The organism is Leptolyngbya sp. PCC 6406, assembly GCF_000332095.2.
In the GTDB taxonomy this organism is placed as follows: Bacteria; Cyanobacteriota; Cyanobacteriia; order Phormidesmidales; family Phormidesmidaceae; genus PCC-6406.
The window spans coordinates 4,499,328-4,515,492 of the sequence record NZ_KI913949.1; the positions used below are offsets into that span (position 1 = coordinate 4,499,328).

Below are 16,165 nucleotides of genomic sequence, written 5' to 3' on the forward strand. Positions count from 1 at the left end.
CCCCCACCCCATCACCCCAATACCCCATCACCCCACCCCATCACCCCAATACCCCACCACCCATGCAACCCTCCCCTCTCCCCACGTCCACTGTCCCAGATGCCATCTTGCAGATGGAAGGGCTGTCTATCTATTACAAGGATCGTCCGGCTGTGTTGGAGGTGTCGCTGGAAATTTTGCCCCGGCAATTGACGACCTTCATCGGTCCCTCTGGCTGCGGTAAGAGTAGCCTCCTAGGCTGTTTTAACCGCATGAATGATCTCGTTCCTACAGCTCGGATCAAGGGGCGCATTACCTTCAAGGGAGTGCCCCTGGGGCAAATTCCCCAGGTGATGCTGCGGCGGCAGATTGGCATGGTCTTTCAGCGGCCCAATCCGTTTCCCAAATCGATCTATAACAACATTGCCCTGGGGCTGCGGATTAATGGCTACCAAGGGGATCTAGATGAGCGGGTAGAGGTGGCTCTGCACCAGGTGGGGCTATGGGAGGATGTGAAGGATCGACTGCGCCAAAGTGCCCTGACCCTATCGGGAGGACAGCAGCAGCGGCTATGTCTGGCTCGGGCCCTGGCCCTGGGGTCTGAGGTGTTGCTGATGGATGAGCCCTGCGCCTCCCTGGATCCGATTTCCACGGGGATCATTAACGATCTCCTGAACGACCTGAAGCGCCATTACACCATTGTTATGGTTACCCATGACCTGAAACAAGCGGCGGTGGTGTCAGATCAAGTCGCTTTTTTTGACATGGCTCCCTACGATGGCGAACAGGTGGGTCGGCTGGTGGAGTTTGGCCCGGTGCCGGATATTTTTGTTCAGCCTAGTCAGGCAGCGACCTGGGACTATATGTATTATCAGGCTCTTTCGAAGCCGTCTCTGTCGGGAGCCTTGGCGAGTCCCAGTTTCTAGACTGCGTTTGGGAAAGTTGGATAATGATCGATAAACTTAGAGACATCCCCCAGAAAAGTGCGATCGCACTTTTTGAGCCATAACACTTTTGATCGTTGATTGTCTCCTCTAAGGGATTTCCCTGATTTGGGAAGCCCAAAACTACAGTTTGTGTAACTTTTCTGAGGTGGATCTGAGGGGCGAAACCCCCTGAGGGCACTCTTTTGGTAGGCAAGTTGACAAAATTTCGTTGATGGTTTGAATATCGGAGCGAATTGGTTTGCGCTTGCCATGCTCAGGCGGCATCCCGCCTGGAAACCGAGAGCCTCCGAAAACTATCTACGATTGATCGGTGATGGTATTTTTCCCAGTGCAGCCCAATTGGTCCGGTTTGCCCCCTATTTCTGCCCCTGCCAGCCCTGCACTAGATTCCGACTCTAGCCTCTTGACCGCAGGTCAGTTTCTGGCGTTAAGGCCCCAGGGCTGTGCAGCGGTAGTCGATCGACGGGGGCGGGTGGTGGGCATGGTAACAGCCCAGGCGGTGTTAGGAGCCATGGTTCAGTCCCTGAACACGACCTCTGCCGTTGCCCCCCTGTCTGACCCGCTCGCCCCTGATGCCATTGGACCCAATTGCGCCATGGCAGCAGACCGATCGAAGATCATCGCACCGATGCTTCATTCCTTGACCGTCGCGGACGTGGTACAGTCGGTGCCGTTCTTGACAGAGAATCTATCCCCAGCCCAGGTGTGGCTCAAGTTTCAGCACTGTGATCTGCCCTGCCTGCCCCAAGTTGATGCTGAGGGCACCCTACTGGCCCTGGTGCCGCGCCCAGTTCAGCCTGAAGAACAGAGTTTCCGCAGCATTTTTAACCAGGCTCCCATCGGCATCTGCCAAGCGGATGCCGATGGGGTGATTCAATGGGTCAACCCCTGCTTTGCGAATCTCTTGGGGTACACGATACCGGATCTAGTGGGGCGCACATTTCAAGCCCTCACCTATGGAGATGATTTAGAGCGGGATCTGAAGCTGTATCACGCCCTCTTACAACGGGAGCGAGATATTTTCACCCTAGAGAAACGCTACCTTAGCAAGGGGGGAGAGCCTTGCTGGGTCAGTATTACAGTCTGCCGTTTAGAGGATGCCTTGGGGGAGGTCTATGCCACCTTGGGAGTCGTGGAGGATATCCGCGATCGCAAGGAAGCGGAAATTGCGTTGCAGGACTCGCAACGGCACATCGTCGATATTTTAGAGAGCATGACCGATGGCTTTTTTGCCCTGGATGAACAGCTCTGCTTCACCTATGTCAACCAGCGCGCTGAGGAATTGCTGCACCATCACCGGGACCAACTGCTCGAACACCAGATTTGGGAGATATTTCCCTCAGCCATAAGCACCGTTTTTCAGACGGCCTACGAAATAGTGCTGCGGGAAAACATAACCCAGACCTTCGAGGCATTTTATCCCCCGTTTCAAGTCTGGTATGAGGTCCATGCCTATCCCATTCCCACAGGACTTGCGGTGTATTTCAAAGACATCACCATCCGCAAGACAGCCTACGACCAACTGGCCTATCAGGTGCAGCGAGAACAGGCCCTCAATCAGGTGATCCAGGTCATCCATCAATCCCTGGATCTAGATACGGTGTTTTCCACCGTTGTGGAGGCGGTGGCTCCCTTACTGGGCAACAGTTGGGTCTCCATCTTGCAGTATTTACCCGAACCCAACTGCTGGCGGATCATGGCTTCCTATAGTGGGGAGGCAGAGCCGCCCTTGCCCGTGGGCAGTGATATTTCCGATCAAGACAATGGGATTGGGGAGAAATTGCGAGCGGGGGAGGTCATTGCCATTACCGACACGCGCCAGATGATCGATGCAATTAACACGCCCTTGGCGGCGGATCGGGCAGAGTCTTGGCTGCTGGTCCCCTTTCAGTTGGCCGGACACCCGGAGATTTGGGGAAACCTCACCCTCAGTCGCCCCTGTAATGGCGATCGCTCGGTGTGGCAGCCGGAGGAAATTACCCTAGCCCGTACCATCGCCAGTCAAATCGCGATCGCAATTCAGCAGGCCCAAGTCTACGAACAGGCCCAGCAAGAACTGGCAGAGCGCCAGCGGGCAGAGGAGCGGTTACGGGAAGCTCAGAAACTGGCGCGCCTTGGTAACTGGGAACTGATGGTCTCCACCCAAAAATGGCTCTGGTCCGATCAGGTCTTTCGCCTCTTTGGGCTCCCCATCGCGGCCACGCCCCCCTCCTTGGCAGAACAGATCACCTACATCCACCCCGACGATCGGGCTCTGTGGCAAGAGATCCTGACTCTTGCCCAGTTCACAGGGCAATCCTTTCAACTCGACTGTCGCCTTTGTCCGATGGGAGAGCCCCCTCGCTATGTGTCTCTACTGGGGGATGCGGAATGTAACCCCGAAGGGCAAGTGGTGCGAATCTTTGGCACCCTGATGGACATTACCGAGCGGCGTCAATTTGAGGATCAACTCGCCTACGAGGCGTACCACGATCCCCTCACCGGGGCTCCTAACCGCGCCTTCTTTATGGAATACCTCCAGGCATCCAGCAAACAGGCCCAGATGGCCCCCGATAGCTACGCCTTTGCGGTGCTATTCATCGATCTCGATCGCTTCAAGGTGATTAACGATAGTCTCGGTCACCTGACAGGGGATCGCCTACTCATGGCCTGCACTCAACGCCTTGCCACCGTTGCCCGTGACTGCGATGTGTTTGCCCGACTGAGCGGGGACGAGTTTGCTCTGCTCCTCGACAATGTCCCTGACCTCAACTGGGCCATCACCATAGCAGAACATCTACAAACAGCCCTGCGAGATCCCTTTTTGATCGATGGCCGGGAACTGTTTGTCAGCGCCAGCATCGGCATTGCCTCTAGCTTGAATGGCTCTATCGACCCGGTGGACTGCTTGCGGGATGCAGACATTGCCATGTTCCAAGCTAAGGAACGGGGCCGTAACCGCTGTGTAGTGTTTAACCCCGCCATGCATGTGGAAAATACCACCCGGCTCATTTTGGAAACGGACCTCCAGCGGGCAATTGAGCGAGATGAGCTTCAGGTGGTGTATCAGCCCATTGTGCGACTCGATACGGGGCGCATCTCTGGTTTTGAAGCCCTAGCCCGGTGGAACCATCCCCACTTTGGTCCGATTCAGCCCAGCCAGTTCATTCCCCTAGCGGAGGAAACCGGGGCAATTTTGTTGATTGGCCGCTGGATTCGTCACCGAGCCTGCGCCCAACTACGGCAGTGGCAGCAAGCCCTGCCCCAAGCCCAGCACTTGACCATGAGTGTGAACCTATCGGTAAAGCAGTTTTCCAGTCTGCGCCTGCTGGATCGCATTCAAGAAACCCTGCGAGAAACGGGATTAGCGGGCCATCACCTACGGTTGGAAATTACCGAAAGTGCCCTCATTGATAACCCGGCCATGGCCGCAGTGATTCTCAGTAATCTGCGGGGGCAGGGGATTGAGCTGTGCATCGATGACTTTGGCACGGGCTATTCCTCTCTGAGCATGGTGCATCAATACCCGGTACAGGTGCTCAAGATCGATCGCTCCTTTGTCAATCGACTGGAGGAAGACCATCGCGGTGTGGCCATGGTGAAAACGATCCTGGCCCTGGCCCACAGCCTGGAAATGGAAGCGATCGCAGAGGGGGTAGAAACGGCCCAGCAGTTGCAAATCCTGAAGGATCTGGGCTGTGAAAGTGCCCAGGGCTTTTTCTTCTCCTGTGCCCTCAGTGCCCGAGAAGCCGCAGAGTTGCTCACCAGCCAACCCACCTGGCTCTCTGATTGAATTCTGATTCCATCAAGCAGACAAGGGGCTTAATATCAAATCCTGTCTGTACAACCCCGATTCGTAGGGGCATTGCAGTGCAATGCCCCTACCAGGTATCTGTTTCGAATCGGGGGTTTGTGAGTCGGAGGGCGGGTTTGGAGGTTCCCATTCTGGATTTCCCGGCCAACACGAGCCAAACCCGCCCCTACCCCAATACCCCAATACCCCAATACCCCAATACCCCAATACCCCCACCCCATCACCCCTGCCAATCCCTAGTAATCCGCTTTGTCCGCCTTGGCGTCCCATTCCTCAAAGGCTGCTTCGGCCTCGGTTTCCATGTAGGGAATCATGGTGATCTGGCGTTGGGAGAGGGGGAGCGCTAGCTCGTCGTAGAAGATCTGGCTGTTGAATCCATAGCGGGCGGCGACTTCTTTGCTGTTGCCATAGTAGACCCGGTCAATGCGTGCCCAGTAGGTAGCGGCCATGCACATGGGGCAGGGTTCGCAACTGGTGTACAGTTCACAACCCTCTAGGTGCCAACTCTGGAGATGGGCGCAGGCTTGGCGAATGGCGGTCATTTCGGCATGGGCAGTGGGGTCATGGCGAGAGGTGACTTCATTCATCCCCCGGCCAATGATTTCCCCATCCCGGACTACGATCGCGCCATAGGGGCCGCCGCGCTGCGATCGCATGGCCTCAAAGGACAGATCAATCGCTACCTGCATAAGTTGTTCTGAGTCGTTGTCCATACCTAACCTAACTGTGCCTATAGCTGTCGCGCTCTACTCTAAATCCGTTCGCTTAATCCAGCGCTTCACCAGTTTTTCCAGTTCTACCCAGACAAACAGCAACGTGCTGAAGCCAAAGCATATCGCCAGTTCCATTGGACTTAGCAGTTGGGTGCCAAAGAAATTTCGGAAGGGCTCGACGTAGATTAGCATCCACTGCAACACCGTGGTAATCACCACCGCAAACAATACAAAGGGGTTGGTGGCGGGAGACATCTTGTACGTGAATTGGGTGCTGGACCGTACTGCGATCGCGTGGCCCATTTGAGCCAGACAGAGGGTGGTAAAGACCATTGTCTTCCACCGTTCGGGATCACCAGGGTAGGCCGGATTTTGGGCATGGTGATAGGCCCAATACATCAGCGTCACAGAGATCACCGCAAAGACGACCCCAATGCGGATCATGTAGGCCCCTAGCCCTCGGTCAAAGATACTCTCCTGAGGGTCATGGGGGGGACGGTTCATGACATCGGGCTCAGCGGGCTCCACCGCTAGGGCTAGCGCTGGAAAGCCATCGGTGACCAAATTCATCCACAGAATTTGCAGGGGCGTGAGGGGTACATCCAAAATAGGCAGCAGCAGGGGAGAGGCGGCAATGGTAAGCACCTCACCGATATTGGAGCCCAGGACGTATTTCACAAAGCGGCGGATGTTGGTATAGACCACCCGCCCCTCCTCGGTGGCAGCGACAATGGTGGCAAAGTTATCGTCCAGCAGCACCATGTCACTCGCCTCCTTGCTGACATCGGTACCCGTGATCCCCATGGCGATGCCGATATCCGCCTGTTTTAGGGCGGGGGCGTCATTCACCCCATCCCCGGTCATGGCGACAACGTGGTGCAGGGTCTGGAGAGCCTGCACAATGCGGAGCTTATGTTCCGGAGAGACACGGGCAAAAACCCGTACATCCGCCACCGCTGTCTCTAGCTCCGACTGGCTCATCTTTTCCAACTCACGGCCATTGAGGACGCGATCACCCTTGGCGGCAATGCCCATATCTTGAGCGATGGCCTGGGCTGTGAGCTGATGATCCCCAGTGATCATCATGGGCACGATACCCGCCTGACGGCAGCGCCGCACCGCCTCCCGCGCCTCAGGGCGGGGGGCATCCATCATGCCCACCAGTCCGAGCCAGATTAGATCCTGTTCCAACGTCTCCTCAGTGGCGTTCTCAGCGGGTTTCTGATCTAGGGGGCGATAGGCCAACCCTAAGACCCGTAACCCCTGACTGGCCAGGGATTCATTCATCGCCAGAATGGTCTGGCGATTGGCGGTTGCCAGGGGCTCCTGCCCCGTCTGGACTTGGACCCGCTGGCAACACTCCAACAGGAGCTCTGGGGAACCCTTCGCCAGCAACCAGTAGTCTGCCTCCGCCAGCCAGGGGGAAACATTGCCTTTGGGGGCCACCACCACACTCATGCGCTTCCGTTCTGAGGAAAAGGGATATTCCGCCACCCGAGGCAGCGCCTCCATCAAGGCCCCTTGGTTCAGCTTTGCTTTCCCCGCTAACACGACTAAACAGCCTTCCGTAGGGTCGCCGAGGATGGCCCATTCTCCCCGTTCTTTTTGCAGCACTGCGTCATTGCACATCAGGCCACAGAGGAGTAATCGGTATAGCTCTGGTTGGTTTTGGGCGGGCTGATTTTGGGCGAGATCATGGGGGGTCGCTCCACCGACGGCGTCACCGATGGCGTCAAAGGTGCCGAGGGGGGCGTAGTCACTGCCGCTCACTTGGTATTGGCAGGAGGCAGTGCGGACCTGCTGGGCCACCATTTTGTTTTGGGTGAGGGTGCCGGTTTTATCGGAGCAGATGGTGGTGACGGAGCCTAGGGTTTCCACCGCCGGCAGACGGCGAATTAGGGCATTGCGGCGCACCATACGCTGGGTGCCGATGGCCAGGGTGACGGTCATGACGGCGGGCAGCCCTTCGGGTACCACGGCTACCGCCATGCTGAGGGAGACTTCCAGTAGGGATTCAAAGGCTTCCCACCCCGCTTGGATCACGCCGCCGACAACGACAATAGCCACGAGGATTAGGGAACCCGTCACTAGGGTATTGCCCAACTGATCCATCCGGATCTGGAGGGGGGTGGGTTCGTTCTTAACCCCTTGCAACAGCGTGGCGATGCGCCCCAGTTCCGTCTGCATCCCTGTGCCGGTAACGAGAACGACGGCCCGTCCATTAGTCACCTCTGTACCCTGGAAGACGAGATTGGTGCGATCGGCGAGGCCCGTATCCGCTGTCAACCCATCCTGAGCCTGCTTCATCACGGGATGGGCTTCCCCGGTTAGAGCCGACTCCCGCACCTGGAAATTGGAGGCTTCTAGCAGGCGACCGTCCGCCGACACTTGGCTCCCCGCTTCTAGGTGCATCACGTCTCCAGGGACGAGGTTTGGAGCGGGGACCTCCAGCAGGTGTCCTTCTCGTGTCACTCGGACCAGAGGGGAGGACATTTTTCTCAGGGCGGCTAGGGCCTTCTCAGCACGGCTTTCCTGAAGGTAGCCTAGGACCCCATTCAAAATCACGATGGCAAAAATTGCGATCGCATCCCGAGGCGTCTCCTGGTTTCGCAGGGACAGGGTTCCCGACACTAAGGCCACCGCCACCAGCATCAGCAACATAATGTTGGTGAACTGGTCTAGAAAAATGCGCCAGGATGGGCGACCTTTGACTTCCTCTAAAACATTAGCCCCCACCACAGCCCGCCGATCGTTGGCAGCCTGAGTAGAGAGACCTGTTTGGCGATCGCTCTGGAGCAGCTCTAGGGCTTGATGTGGATCTAGGGTATGCCAGCCATCGGAAGGGGGATTGAGCCATGTATCTGCCATCGCCGTCAGTCCGAATACCCTTGTCACAATGCCTTCATGTTATAGCGCTGCTATGGATTCCGTATAATGAGACTCACGCAACGTCCTTCATTCGGCCCAGCTCTGTGACTCAGACGCCCCTTACCCCCCGCGCCCCCGTCGCCCCCCAGTCCCTAGGGATGGCTCCCCGCCCCGATGCCCTGGGCCGCTTTGGCCAGTTCGGCGGCAAGTATGTCCCGGAAACTCTGATGCCCGCCTTGGCGGAGCTAGAGCACGCCTATTACCAATATCGGGATGAAGCGGATTTCAAAGCGGAGCTAGAGGGATTACTCAAGGACTATGTCGGGCGGGCCACCCCGCTCTATTTTGCGGAACGCCTCACAACCCACTACCGCCGCCCCGACGGTAGCGGTCCCCAGATCTACCTCAAGCGAGAAGACCTGAATCATACGGGAGCCCACAAGATCAACAACGCCTTGGGGCAGGTGCTCTTAGCCAAGCGCATGGGCAAGCAGCGGGTGATTGCCGAGACGGGGGCGGGGCAACATGGGGTGGCCACCGCCACGGTCTGCGCCCGCTTCGGCATCCAGTGCGTCATCTACATGGGTGAGCACGATATGGAACGGCAGGCACTCAACGTATTTCGGATGCGCCTAATGGGGGCGGAGGTGCGGCCAGTAACGGCGGGTACGGGTACCCTCAAGGACGCCACTTCGGAGGCGATTCGCGACTGGGTCACCAACGTGGAGACCACCCACTATATTCTGGGCTCCGTGGCCGGTCCCCATCCTTATCCCATGATGGTGCGGGATTTCCACGCCGTCATTGGCCAAGAAACCCGCAGTCAGTGTCAGGAGAAATGGGGCGGACTCCCGGATATCTTGATGGCCTGTGTGGGGGGCGGCTCTAATGCTATGGGCCTATTCCATGAATTCATTGACATTCCTTCTGTGCGCCTCATCGGTGTTGAGGCGGAGGGGGAAGGGGTACTCTCGGGTAAGCACGCTGCTACCTTGACCCAGGGACGGGTGGGGGTGCTCCACGGGGCTATGAGCTACCTGCTTCAGGATGCCCAGGGTCAGGTGATTGAGGCCCACTCTATCAGCGCTGGTCTGGACTATCCCGGTGTGGGGCCAGAGCACAGCTTTTTGAAGGAAACGGGACGGGCAGAGTACTACAGCATCACCGATGCTCAGGCTCTGGCAGCCTTTCGTCTGGTGTCGGAACAGGAGGGGATCATCCCCGCCCTGGAGACGGCCCATGCCTTTGCCTATTTGGAAATTCTCTGTCCTCAGCTCAATGCCCAACCCGGCAGTCCCCGGCTTGTGATTAACTGTTCGGGGCGGGGGGATAAGGATGTGCAGACGGTAGCCAAGGTGTTGGGGAATTTGCTGTGAGCCAGGATAGGACTACCGCTACAGAGGCGTCTACGGAGGCGTCTCCCCCAGAAGATTCCACGAATGCTGCTGGGAATTCCGCCGGGAACGACTTTGAGATCTGCGATCGCGATCTGTCCAACGAACTCCTCAGCCGCTACCTCAATGAGGATGCCATCGCCATTGATACCGAAACCATGGGTTTGCTGCCCCAGCGCGATCGCCTTTGCCTAGTGCAATTGGCCGGGGCCGATGGCTACGGCAGCGTCGTGCGGATTGAGCGCGGCCAACAGGAAGCTCCTAATCTTAAGGCCCTGCTAGAGGCGACCTCAGTACAAAAGATTTTCCACTTTGCCCGGTTTGACCTCGCCACCCTCAGCTACCACCTGGACATCACCGTCACCCCCATTTTTTGCACCAAGATCGCCAGCAAACTGATTCGCACCTACAGCCCCAAACACGGTTTGAAGGAACTGGTGCGGGAGCTGACGGGGGTGGAACTGGACAAGACTGCCCAAAGTTCTGACTGGGGCGATGCTATGAACCTATCGGCAGAGCAACTGGGCTATGCCGCTAACGATGTGCGCTACCTGCACCAGGTACGCGACATCCTCACCACCATGCTGAAGCGGGAGGGCCGCTGGGAACTAGCCCAGGACTGCTTCGCCTGCATCCCCACCTTTGTCTCCTTAGACCTGATGCAGTACGGCAATATCTTTGAGCATTAGTCTGCCCTAACCCATGCCCCAAGTCTTTGAACAGGCCATCGATATTCTGGCTAGTGCCAGCACCGTGGAACGCTGTGTCACCGACCGAGACCTCATGCATCAATGGCTAAATCCCGCCCTGCGCTGTGAACCCATCGGCGATCGCTGGAATACGAATCTGGGGGGACAGACTCGCTTTGTGATCCAGGTGCCCCTGCTGCGACCCAGCTTGCTCAGCACGGTGATAGAGCGCCAGCCCGGACTGGTGGTATGGGGGTTTGAGGGGTTTTTCCAGGGCTGCGATCGCTGGGAATGCATCCCCACAGCAGCAGGCACCCATCTCCTGAACCGCTTTGAGTTCAAGATCCCCAATCCCCTCGTAGCCTACGGCTTCAATACCTTTGCCGCCCAGTGGACCCAACGGGACATGACGGCCCAACTGAAGCGGCTGAAGCAGGTCGCCGAGCGGCTGTAGATCTGCCCTTCTGCAACTGCTGGAATCCTTACCGGGGCAACGCTCAGACGGTAGGAGGCAGGAGCCAGTTACCAGGGGATTTTGAATTTCAAGTGCAATCTCTATGAAGTCTAGATAAATTTCAGTTGCATTTCACATAAAACCGGGATTAACTAGAGCAGTATTCTGTGGAGCCTGGGCGATGCACCTAAAAGCAGGATTGGCGAAAACCCGGCGTTGGACTGGGCTATCCCGACGCTGGAGATTTGCGGCCCTGCTGGGGGTGGGGGGCGCGATCGCGTTGGGCTATGCCCTAGGAACCGACTCACCCCTCACCCATCTGGACTGGACTGGATGGGCGACCTTGGCGGTGGTCCTGCTCACCTTTGGCCTCAATGCCGCCACCAGCTTGCCCGCCGAAATTATTTTCCTCGGGGGATTGGGGGTTCTGTTTGTCAGTGGCATTCTGGATGAAGCCTCGGCTCTGGCAGGGTTTAGTAATAGCGGCATGGTCACCGTGGGGGTGTTGTATATCGTCGTCACCGGAATTCAGCAAACCGGAGCGTTGGGCTGGATCTCTCAGAAGGTACTGGGGCTGCCCCGGACCCCATCTCGGGCGTTATTGCGGCTGATGCTGCCGATCATGGGCCTGAGTGCGGTTTTGAACAATACCCCAGTGGTGGCCCTGTTTATCCCGGTGGTGAATACCTGGTGCCGCAAGCTCCGCATCAGTCCCTCTAAGCTGATGATTCCCCTCAGCTATGCTGCGATCTTTGGCGGCACCTGCACCCTAATCGGCACCAGTACCAACCTCGTGGTGAATGGCTTGCTCATTGCAGAAACGGACTACTCCAGCCTGCAATTTCTGGACATCACTTGGGTGGGAGTGCCCTGTGCGATCGCAGGTACAACCTTTTTGTTCTTGACCCAGAGATGGTTGCTACCCGAACGCAAGCCCGTCATGGGAGATGCGGAGGATGTCCGCCAGTACACCGTAGAGATGGTGATCGCCCCCGAGGGGCCTTTAGTAGGTAAAACAGTAGAACAGGCGGGCCTCCGCCAACTGCCTAGCCTATACTTGGCCGAAATTGTTCGGGGGCCTGTGGTCCTTCCCGCCGTTAGTCCAAAGGAACTGCTGCGGGCCGATGATCAACTGGTTTTTGTGGGGCTGGTGGATTCGATTGTGGATCTCCATCGTCTGCCGGGGTTGGCCCCCGCTACCGACCAAGTATTCAAACTAGACGGACGCCGCAGCGATCGCTGCCTGATCGAGGCCGTCGTCTCCGACAGTTGTCCCCTGGTGGGCCGCACGATTCGCGAAGGGCAGTTTCGCAGTCGTTACAGTGCTGTGGTGCTGGCAGTGGCCCGCAATGGGGCACGGCTCCAGGGCAAAATTGGCGATATCCGTCTACGTCCTGGTGACACGTTGCTACTGGAAACCAACCCTGCCTTTTTAGAGCGGCAGCGATCCTCCCGCGATTTTTATCTGGTCAGTGGCATCCCCGACTCGGAACCCCTGCGCCATGAAAAGGCTCCTATGGCCCTCGTGGTCCTCACGGCTATGGTGGTGGTGGCAACCTTGGGCTGGTTGAGCATGTTGCAGGCGGCCATCATCGCCGCCATAGTGCTACTGGCGACGGGCTGCTGTTCCCCCAGTCGTGCCCTCCGCAATGTGGAATGGTCGGTTCTATTGGTGATTGGGGCTGCCCTGGGCATCGGCAAGGCTCTGGAGGTGACGGGGGCAGCAGGTGCGATCGCAACCACCCTACTGGGCTTTGCTGGAGAAAACCCGTGGCTGGCCCTAGCGATGGTCTACGGCATCACCACCCTGCTTACGGAAGTGGTAACCAACAATGCCGCCGCTGCCCTGATGTTTCCCATTGCCTTGGCCCTGGCCCAAACCCTAGGGGTCAGTTTTATGCCCTTTGTCATTTCCATCATGGTGGGGGCCTCCGCCAGCTTTTCAACCCCCATCGGCTACCAGACGAACCTGATGGTCTATGGTCCTGGCGGCTACCGCTTCACGGATTTCATGCGGGTCGGCATTCCCCTGAATCTCCTGTTCTGGGCGATTACGATTGCGATCGCGCCCCTGGTCTATCCCTTCTAGAGGGTTCCAGCTCCCTGCCCTGGATCTGGGTAGGATTACCCGGCACTGGGCAGGGCGGGTTTTGAGCCTCCCATTTGGGATTTCCCAGTGGACACGAGCTAAACCCGCCCCTACGGAATTTACCCCAACACCGATCACCCAGCAACAAGGGCAACCACAAGGGATTGCCCCTACGGGATCAATTCAAAACTCAAAACTCAAAATTCCTCACACCCTCACACACACCCCTACGGATGGGGCGCTATTTTCCTGCGAGTCCCTAAAGTGCGATCGCGCCCTCAGTAGCCCCCCAGGGTACCGCGCCGCTTAGCCGTATTCTCCGCCCAGCGAAACAGCAAGAGCCCCAGCCCCAGATAGCCAAAGCCATTCACCATCGCCAGCCCCAGGGTAGCCCAATCCAGACCTACATTCCGCGCCATCAGATCCCGCAAGAGCCCCGTACTGGGCAGCATCGGTAGCAGGTAGCGCAACCACGCCATTGTGCCCTCCCATTCCTCCACCGGAGCCGCTAGGAGAAACAGCAGTACGAATTGAAACACCCCCAGCACCTGCTGTACCCGCTTAAACACCAGAGCACAGGCACCCATGATGAAGGCCAGTCCATAGCCCGCCATCACCAGGCTGAAGAGGGGAAAGATCAAAGTGAGGGGAAAGGACAAACGGCTGCCCGTAATCCCCATCAGGATCAGGACAATGCCCACAATCAGCGTCAGTCGCAAAGCCAGACTGGCCACCGCCCGCGCTAGAAATACCCGAGGGGCTCCAAATGGGGACAAAAATACCTGCTCCAGGGTCCCGGTCTGAGCTTCTGACTGGAGACCAATGGCGATGTCATTGATGATGTAGAGCACCAGGGTCCATAGCACATAGCCCACAACCACCGCATCCAATCGATCGCCAAAGTTAAACCCTGGCCCGGTCATGTACTGGGCACTCAGGAACAAGCCATAGAACACGGAGGTAATGATCACCAGTCCCGCGATCACCTCCGCTGGGTAGCGGATGAATTGAATCCAGGTGCGTTTGAGTTCGGCAATGAGGAGGGGGAGCATGGGGGGTGATGGGGTGATGGGGTGATGGGGTGATGGGGTGATGGGGTGATGGGGTAAATTCCGTAGGGGCGGGTTTAGCTCGTGTCCATTGGGAAATCCCAAATGGGAGGCTCAAAACCCACCCTACCCAGTGCCGGGTAATCCAGGATTGACGTGACCCGTGATCGGGGGTGGAGGTAGGGGCACGGTTTCCGCGCCCAATGCAGGATGTCGCCGTAGGGGCGGGTTTAGCTCGTGTCCACTGGGAAATCCCAAATGGGAGGCTCAAAACCCGCCCTGCCCAGTTTCCGGGTGACCGATATTGATCTGAATCCGTAGGGGCAATCCTTGCCTGTCCTATGCCCTCCGGGCAGGCTCCGCCCCAGCGTTAGCTATGCCCAGAGGGCATAGGATGGTTGCCCTTGTTGCCGAGTGACCCGTATGGGGGTGTTGGGGTAAACCCCGTAGGGACAGGTTTGGCTCGTATTGATTGGGAAAGGCTCCAAACCCGCCCTGCTCTGTCGTGGGGAATCCAGAATGGACTGTGGCTCCTCCAAACCCGTCCTGCGCGGTGGTGGGAATTTGGGATTGGGTCCAACCCCCGCCTTGCTCTGTTGCTGCAACCCCGGTGCAATTCGGTGTTGGAGTCCTCAGCCCGTGCCGCTGAAGCCAGTATGGCTGGAGAAATCAAGGGAGAGCCCCATGAAATATTAATAAATCTTGCGGAGTTTGGGGTGGAGATTCGGAAAAGCCCCGGTGTATTACCTGAACCCATCCAGAACTGACCAATTTGCCGTGGTTGGTATCAGAAAGCAGCTTTTGATACAAAAACAAAGCTTATATTTACTGAATCCTATGGTTTAGGCATTGCATCTAGCTTCCCCCCATCAGGGGATCTCCTCTCTCCTCAAGTCCCCTAGGACCATTCGGTAGGGTTGGGGTACTAGCAGTCCGGCCAGTTTAATTCAATTGTGTTCTTGTGGGTAAAGGATTCCAGTTATGACATATCCCAGGCGGCCTCGGTTTTCTCGGCGACAAGTGGTGCGGGGTCTTATGGCCACCACCGCCTTTGGTATGGTGACCAAGTTCGGCACCGCCTGTAGCCCCGCTCCAGGGGATGGAGCCAGTGCTGGCGGCGACGGTGGGGGAGACAACCTAGTGGTGGGCTTTATCTACGTTGGCCCTAAGGATGACTTCGGCTATAACCAGGCCCATGCCTTGGGGGCGGCAGCAATGGCTGCCAATGTGCCGGGAATTACCCTGGTGGAGGAAGCCAGCGTGCCGGAGACCAGTTCGGTAGCTGAGGCCATGCGCAGCATGATCGAAATTGATGGGGCTAAGGTGCTTTTTCCCACCTCTTTCGGCTACTTTGACCCCTACATTCTGGATCTGGCATCGGAATTTCCAGAGGTGCAGTTCTTTCACGCTGGGGGCATGTACCAAGAGGGGGTACACCCGGATAACGTGGGCAGCTACTTTGGCTATATTGACGAGGCCCAATATTTGGCGGGAATTGTGGCGGCCCATGCCTCTAAGTCGGGCCGACTGGGCTTTATCGCCGCCAAGCCGATTCCCCAGGTGCTCCGTAACATCAACAGCTATACCCTGGGGGCCAAGACGGTCAACCCCGACATCACAACTCAGGTCATTTTCACTGGGGATTGGGCATTGCCGGTGAAGGAGGCGGAGGCTACTAACAGCATGGCGGACCAGGGGATTGATGTGGTCACCTGCCACGTGGACAGCCCTAAGGTGGTGATTGAAACTGCTGAAAAGCGGGGTATTTACTGTACGGGTTACCATGCCGATCAGTCACCCCTAGCCCCCAACGGCTACCTAACCGGGGCCGAGTGGGATTGGTCTAGCATTTACACCAGTTTGGGCGAGCAGTTTGTCGAGGGTAAAACCTTGATGAATGGGGATATTGAGCACATTCTCCGGGGGGGGCTTGCGGGCAAGTTCTGTAAGCTATCGCCCTTTGGTCCGGCGGTTTCTGAGGAGGCCAAGGCAGCGGTGGCGTCGGCCCAGGATCAGCTCTTGAAGGAGGAATTGATCATCTACCAGGGTGAGCTGAAGGACAACACGGGTAAAGTCTTGCTGCCTGAGGGGTCAGCCTATGAGCAGACCAATGTTGAGCTAGAACAAATGGATTACCTGATTGAAGGTGTCCAAGGCAAAGTTGAAGGCTGAACCTAACGCGGAAACCTA

At 57.3% G+C, this 16,165-nt stretch carries 10 protein-coding genes; 7 read left to right on the plus strand and 3 right to left on the minus strand.

Annotated elements, in window-relative coordinates:
- Positions 1–113 precede the first annotated feature (113 nt).
- Positions 114–905 carry a phosphate ABC transporter ATP-binding protein gene (locus tag LEP6406_RS0219975; protein WP_225886705.1) on the plus strand — a complete coding sequence of 264 codons (792 nt, stop codon included), beginning with the start codon at positions 114–116 and terminating at the stop codon, positions 903–905.
- A 370-nt stretch (positions 906–1,275) separates the two neighbouring features.
- A complete protein-coding gene (locus tag LEP6406_RS30570) occupies positions 1,276–4,698 on the plus strand; it encodes a sensor domain-containing protein (RefSeq protein WP_225886585.1) in 3,423 nt (1,140 codons plus the stop codon).
- Positions 4,699–4,955: 257 nt separating this feature from the next.
- Here the strand turns inward: LEP6406_RS30570 and LEP6406_RS0219985 are convergent, their stop codons facing one another.
- Together LEP6406_RS0219985 and LEP6406_RS0219990 are read right to left on the minus strand one after the other, a co-directional pair.
- Complete coding sequence (locus LEP6406_RS0219985) at positions 4,956–5,432, minus strand: nucleoside deaminase (protein WP_008312315.1); 477 nt, start codon at positions 5,430–5,432, stop codon at positions 4,956–4,958.
- Positions 5,433–5,465: 33 nt separating this feature from the next.
- The gene (locus tag LEP6406_RS0219990) at positions 5,466–8,300 is read right to left on the minus strand and encodes a cation-translocating P-type ATPase (RefSeq protein WP_008312314.1); all 2,835 of its coding nucleotides are present in this window, start codon (positions 8,298–8,300) and stop codon (positions 5,466–5,468) included.
- A 158-nt stretch (positions 8,301–8,458) separates the two neighbouring features.
- On the opposite strand from LEP6406_RS0219990, the gene trpB reads away from it, so the two are divergent.
- The 4 genes from trpB to LEP6406_RS0220010 all read left to right on the plus strand — a co-directional run bounded on the left by trpB (position 8,459) and on the right by LEP6406_RS0220010 (position 12,926).
- Positions 8,459–9,676 carry a tryptophan synthase subunit beta gene (trpB, locus tag LEP6406_RS0219995; RefSeq protein ID WP_081748164.1) on the plus strand — a complete coding sequence of 406 codons (1,218 nt, stop codon included), beginning with the start codon at positions 8,459–8,461 and terminating at the stop codon, positions 9,674–9,676.
- Positions 9,673–10,383 (plus strand): ribonuclease D, encoded by a 711-nt coding sequence (locus LEP6406_RS0220000; protein ID WP_008312312.1) that lies wholly within the window; start codon positions 9,673–9,675, stop codon positions 10,381–10,383. Before trpB ends, LEP6406_RS0220000 begins: the two co-directional genes overlap by 4 nt.
- Before the next feature lie 13 nt (positions 10,384–10,396).
- Complete coding sequence (locus LEP6406_RS0220005) at positions 10,397–10,837, plus strand: SRPBCC family protein (protein ID WP_008312311.1); 441 nt, start codon at positions 10,397–10,399, stop codon at positions 10,835–10,837.
- A gap of 181 nt (positions 10,838–11,018) precedes the next feature.
- Positions 11,019–12,926 carry an SLC13 family permease gene (locus tag LEP6406_RS0220010; RefSeq protein ID WP_008312310.1) on the plus strand — a complete coding sequence of 636 codons (1,908 nt, stop codon included), beginning with the start codon at positions 11,019–11,021 and terminating at the stop codon, positions 12,924–12,926.
- Positions 12,927–13,204: 278 nt separating this feature from the next.
- Here the strand turns inward: LEP6406_RS0220010 and LEP6406_RS0220015 are convergent, their stop codons facing one another.
- Positions 13,205–14,080, minus strand: a complete 876-nt coding sequence (locus LEP6406_RS0220015) for an ABC transporter permease (RefSeq protein WP_263971200.1) — start codon at positions 14,078–14,080, stop codon at positions 13,205–13,207.
- 876 nt (positions 14,081–14,956) lie between these two features.
- Between LEP6406_RS0220015 and LEP6406_RS0220025 the strand changes: the two genes are divergently transcribed.
- On the plus strand, positions 14,957–16,147 hold the full coding sequence (locus tag LEP6406_RS0220025) for a BMP family ABC transporter substrate-binding protein (protein ID WP_008316886.1): 1,191 nt from the start codon (positions 14,957–14,959) through the stop codon (positions 16,145–16,147).
- The last annotated feature ends 18 nt before the right edge of the window (positions 16,148–16,165 follow it).

Coding starts and splice junctions, on each gene's coding strand:
- trpB (WP_081748164.1), top strand. CDS start 8,459: ATGGCTCCCCGCCCCGATGCCCTGGGCCGCTTTGGCCAGTTCGGCGGC.
- LEP6406_RS0220010 (WP_008312310.1), top strand. CDS start 11,019: ATGCACCTAAAAGCAGGATTGGCGAAAACCCGGCGTTGGACTGGGCTA.
- LEP6406_RS0219985 (WP_008312315.1), bottom strand. CDS start 5,432: ATGGACAACGACTCAGAACAACTTATGCAGGTAGCGATTGATCTGTCC.
- LEP6406_RS0219990 (WP_008312314.1), bottom strand. CDS start 8,300: ATGGCAGATACATGGCTCAATCCCCCTTCCGATGGCTGGCATACCCTA.
- LEP6406_RS0220005 (WP_008312311.1), top strand. CDS start 10,397: ATGCCCCAAGTCTTTGAACAGGCCATCGATATTCTGGCTAGTGCCAGC.
- LEP6406_RS0220025 (WP_008316886.1), top strand. CDS start 14,957: ATGACATATCCCAGGCGGCCTCGGTTTTCTCGGCGACAAGTGGTGCGG.
- LEP6406_RS0219975 (WP_225886705.1), top strand. CDS start 114: ATGGAAGGGCTGTCTATCTATTACAAGGATCGTCCGGCTGTGTTGGAG.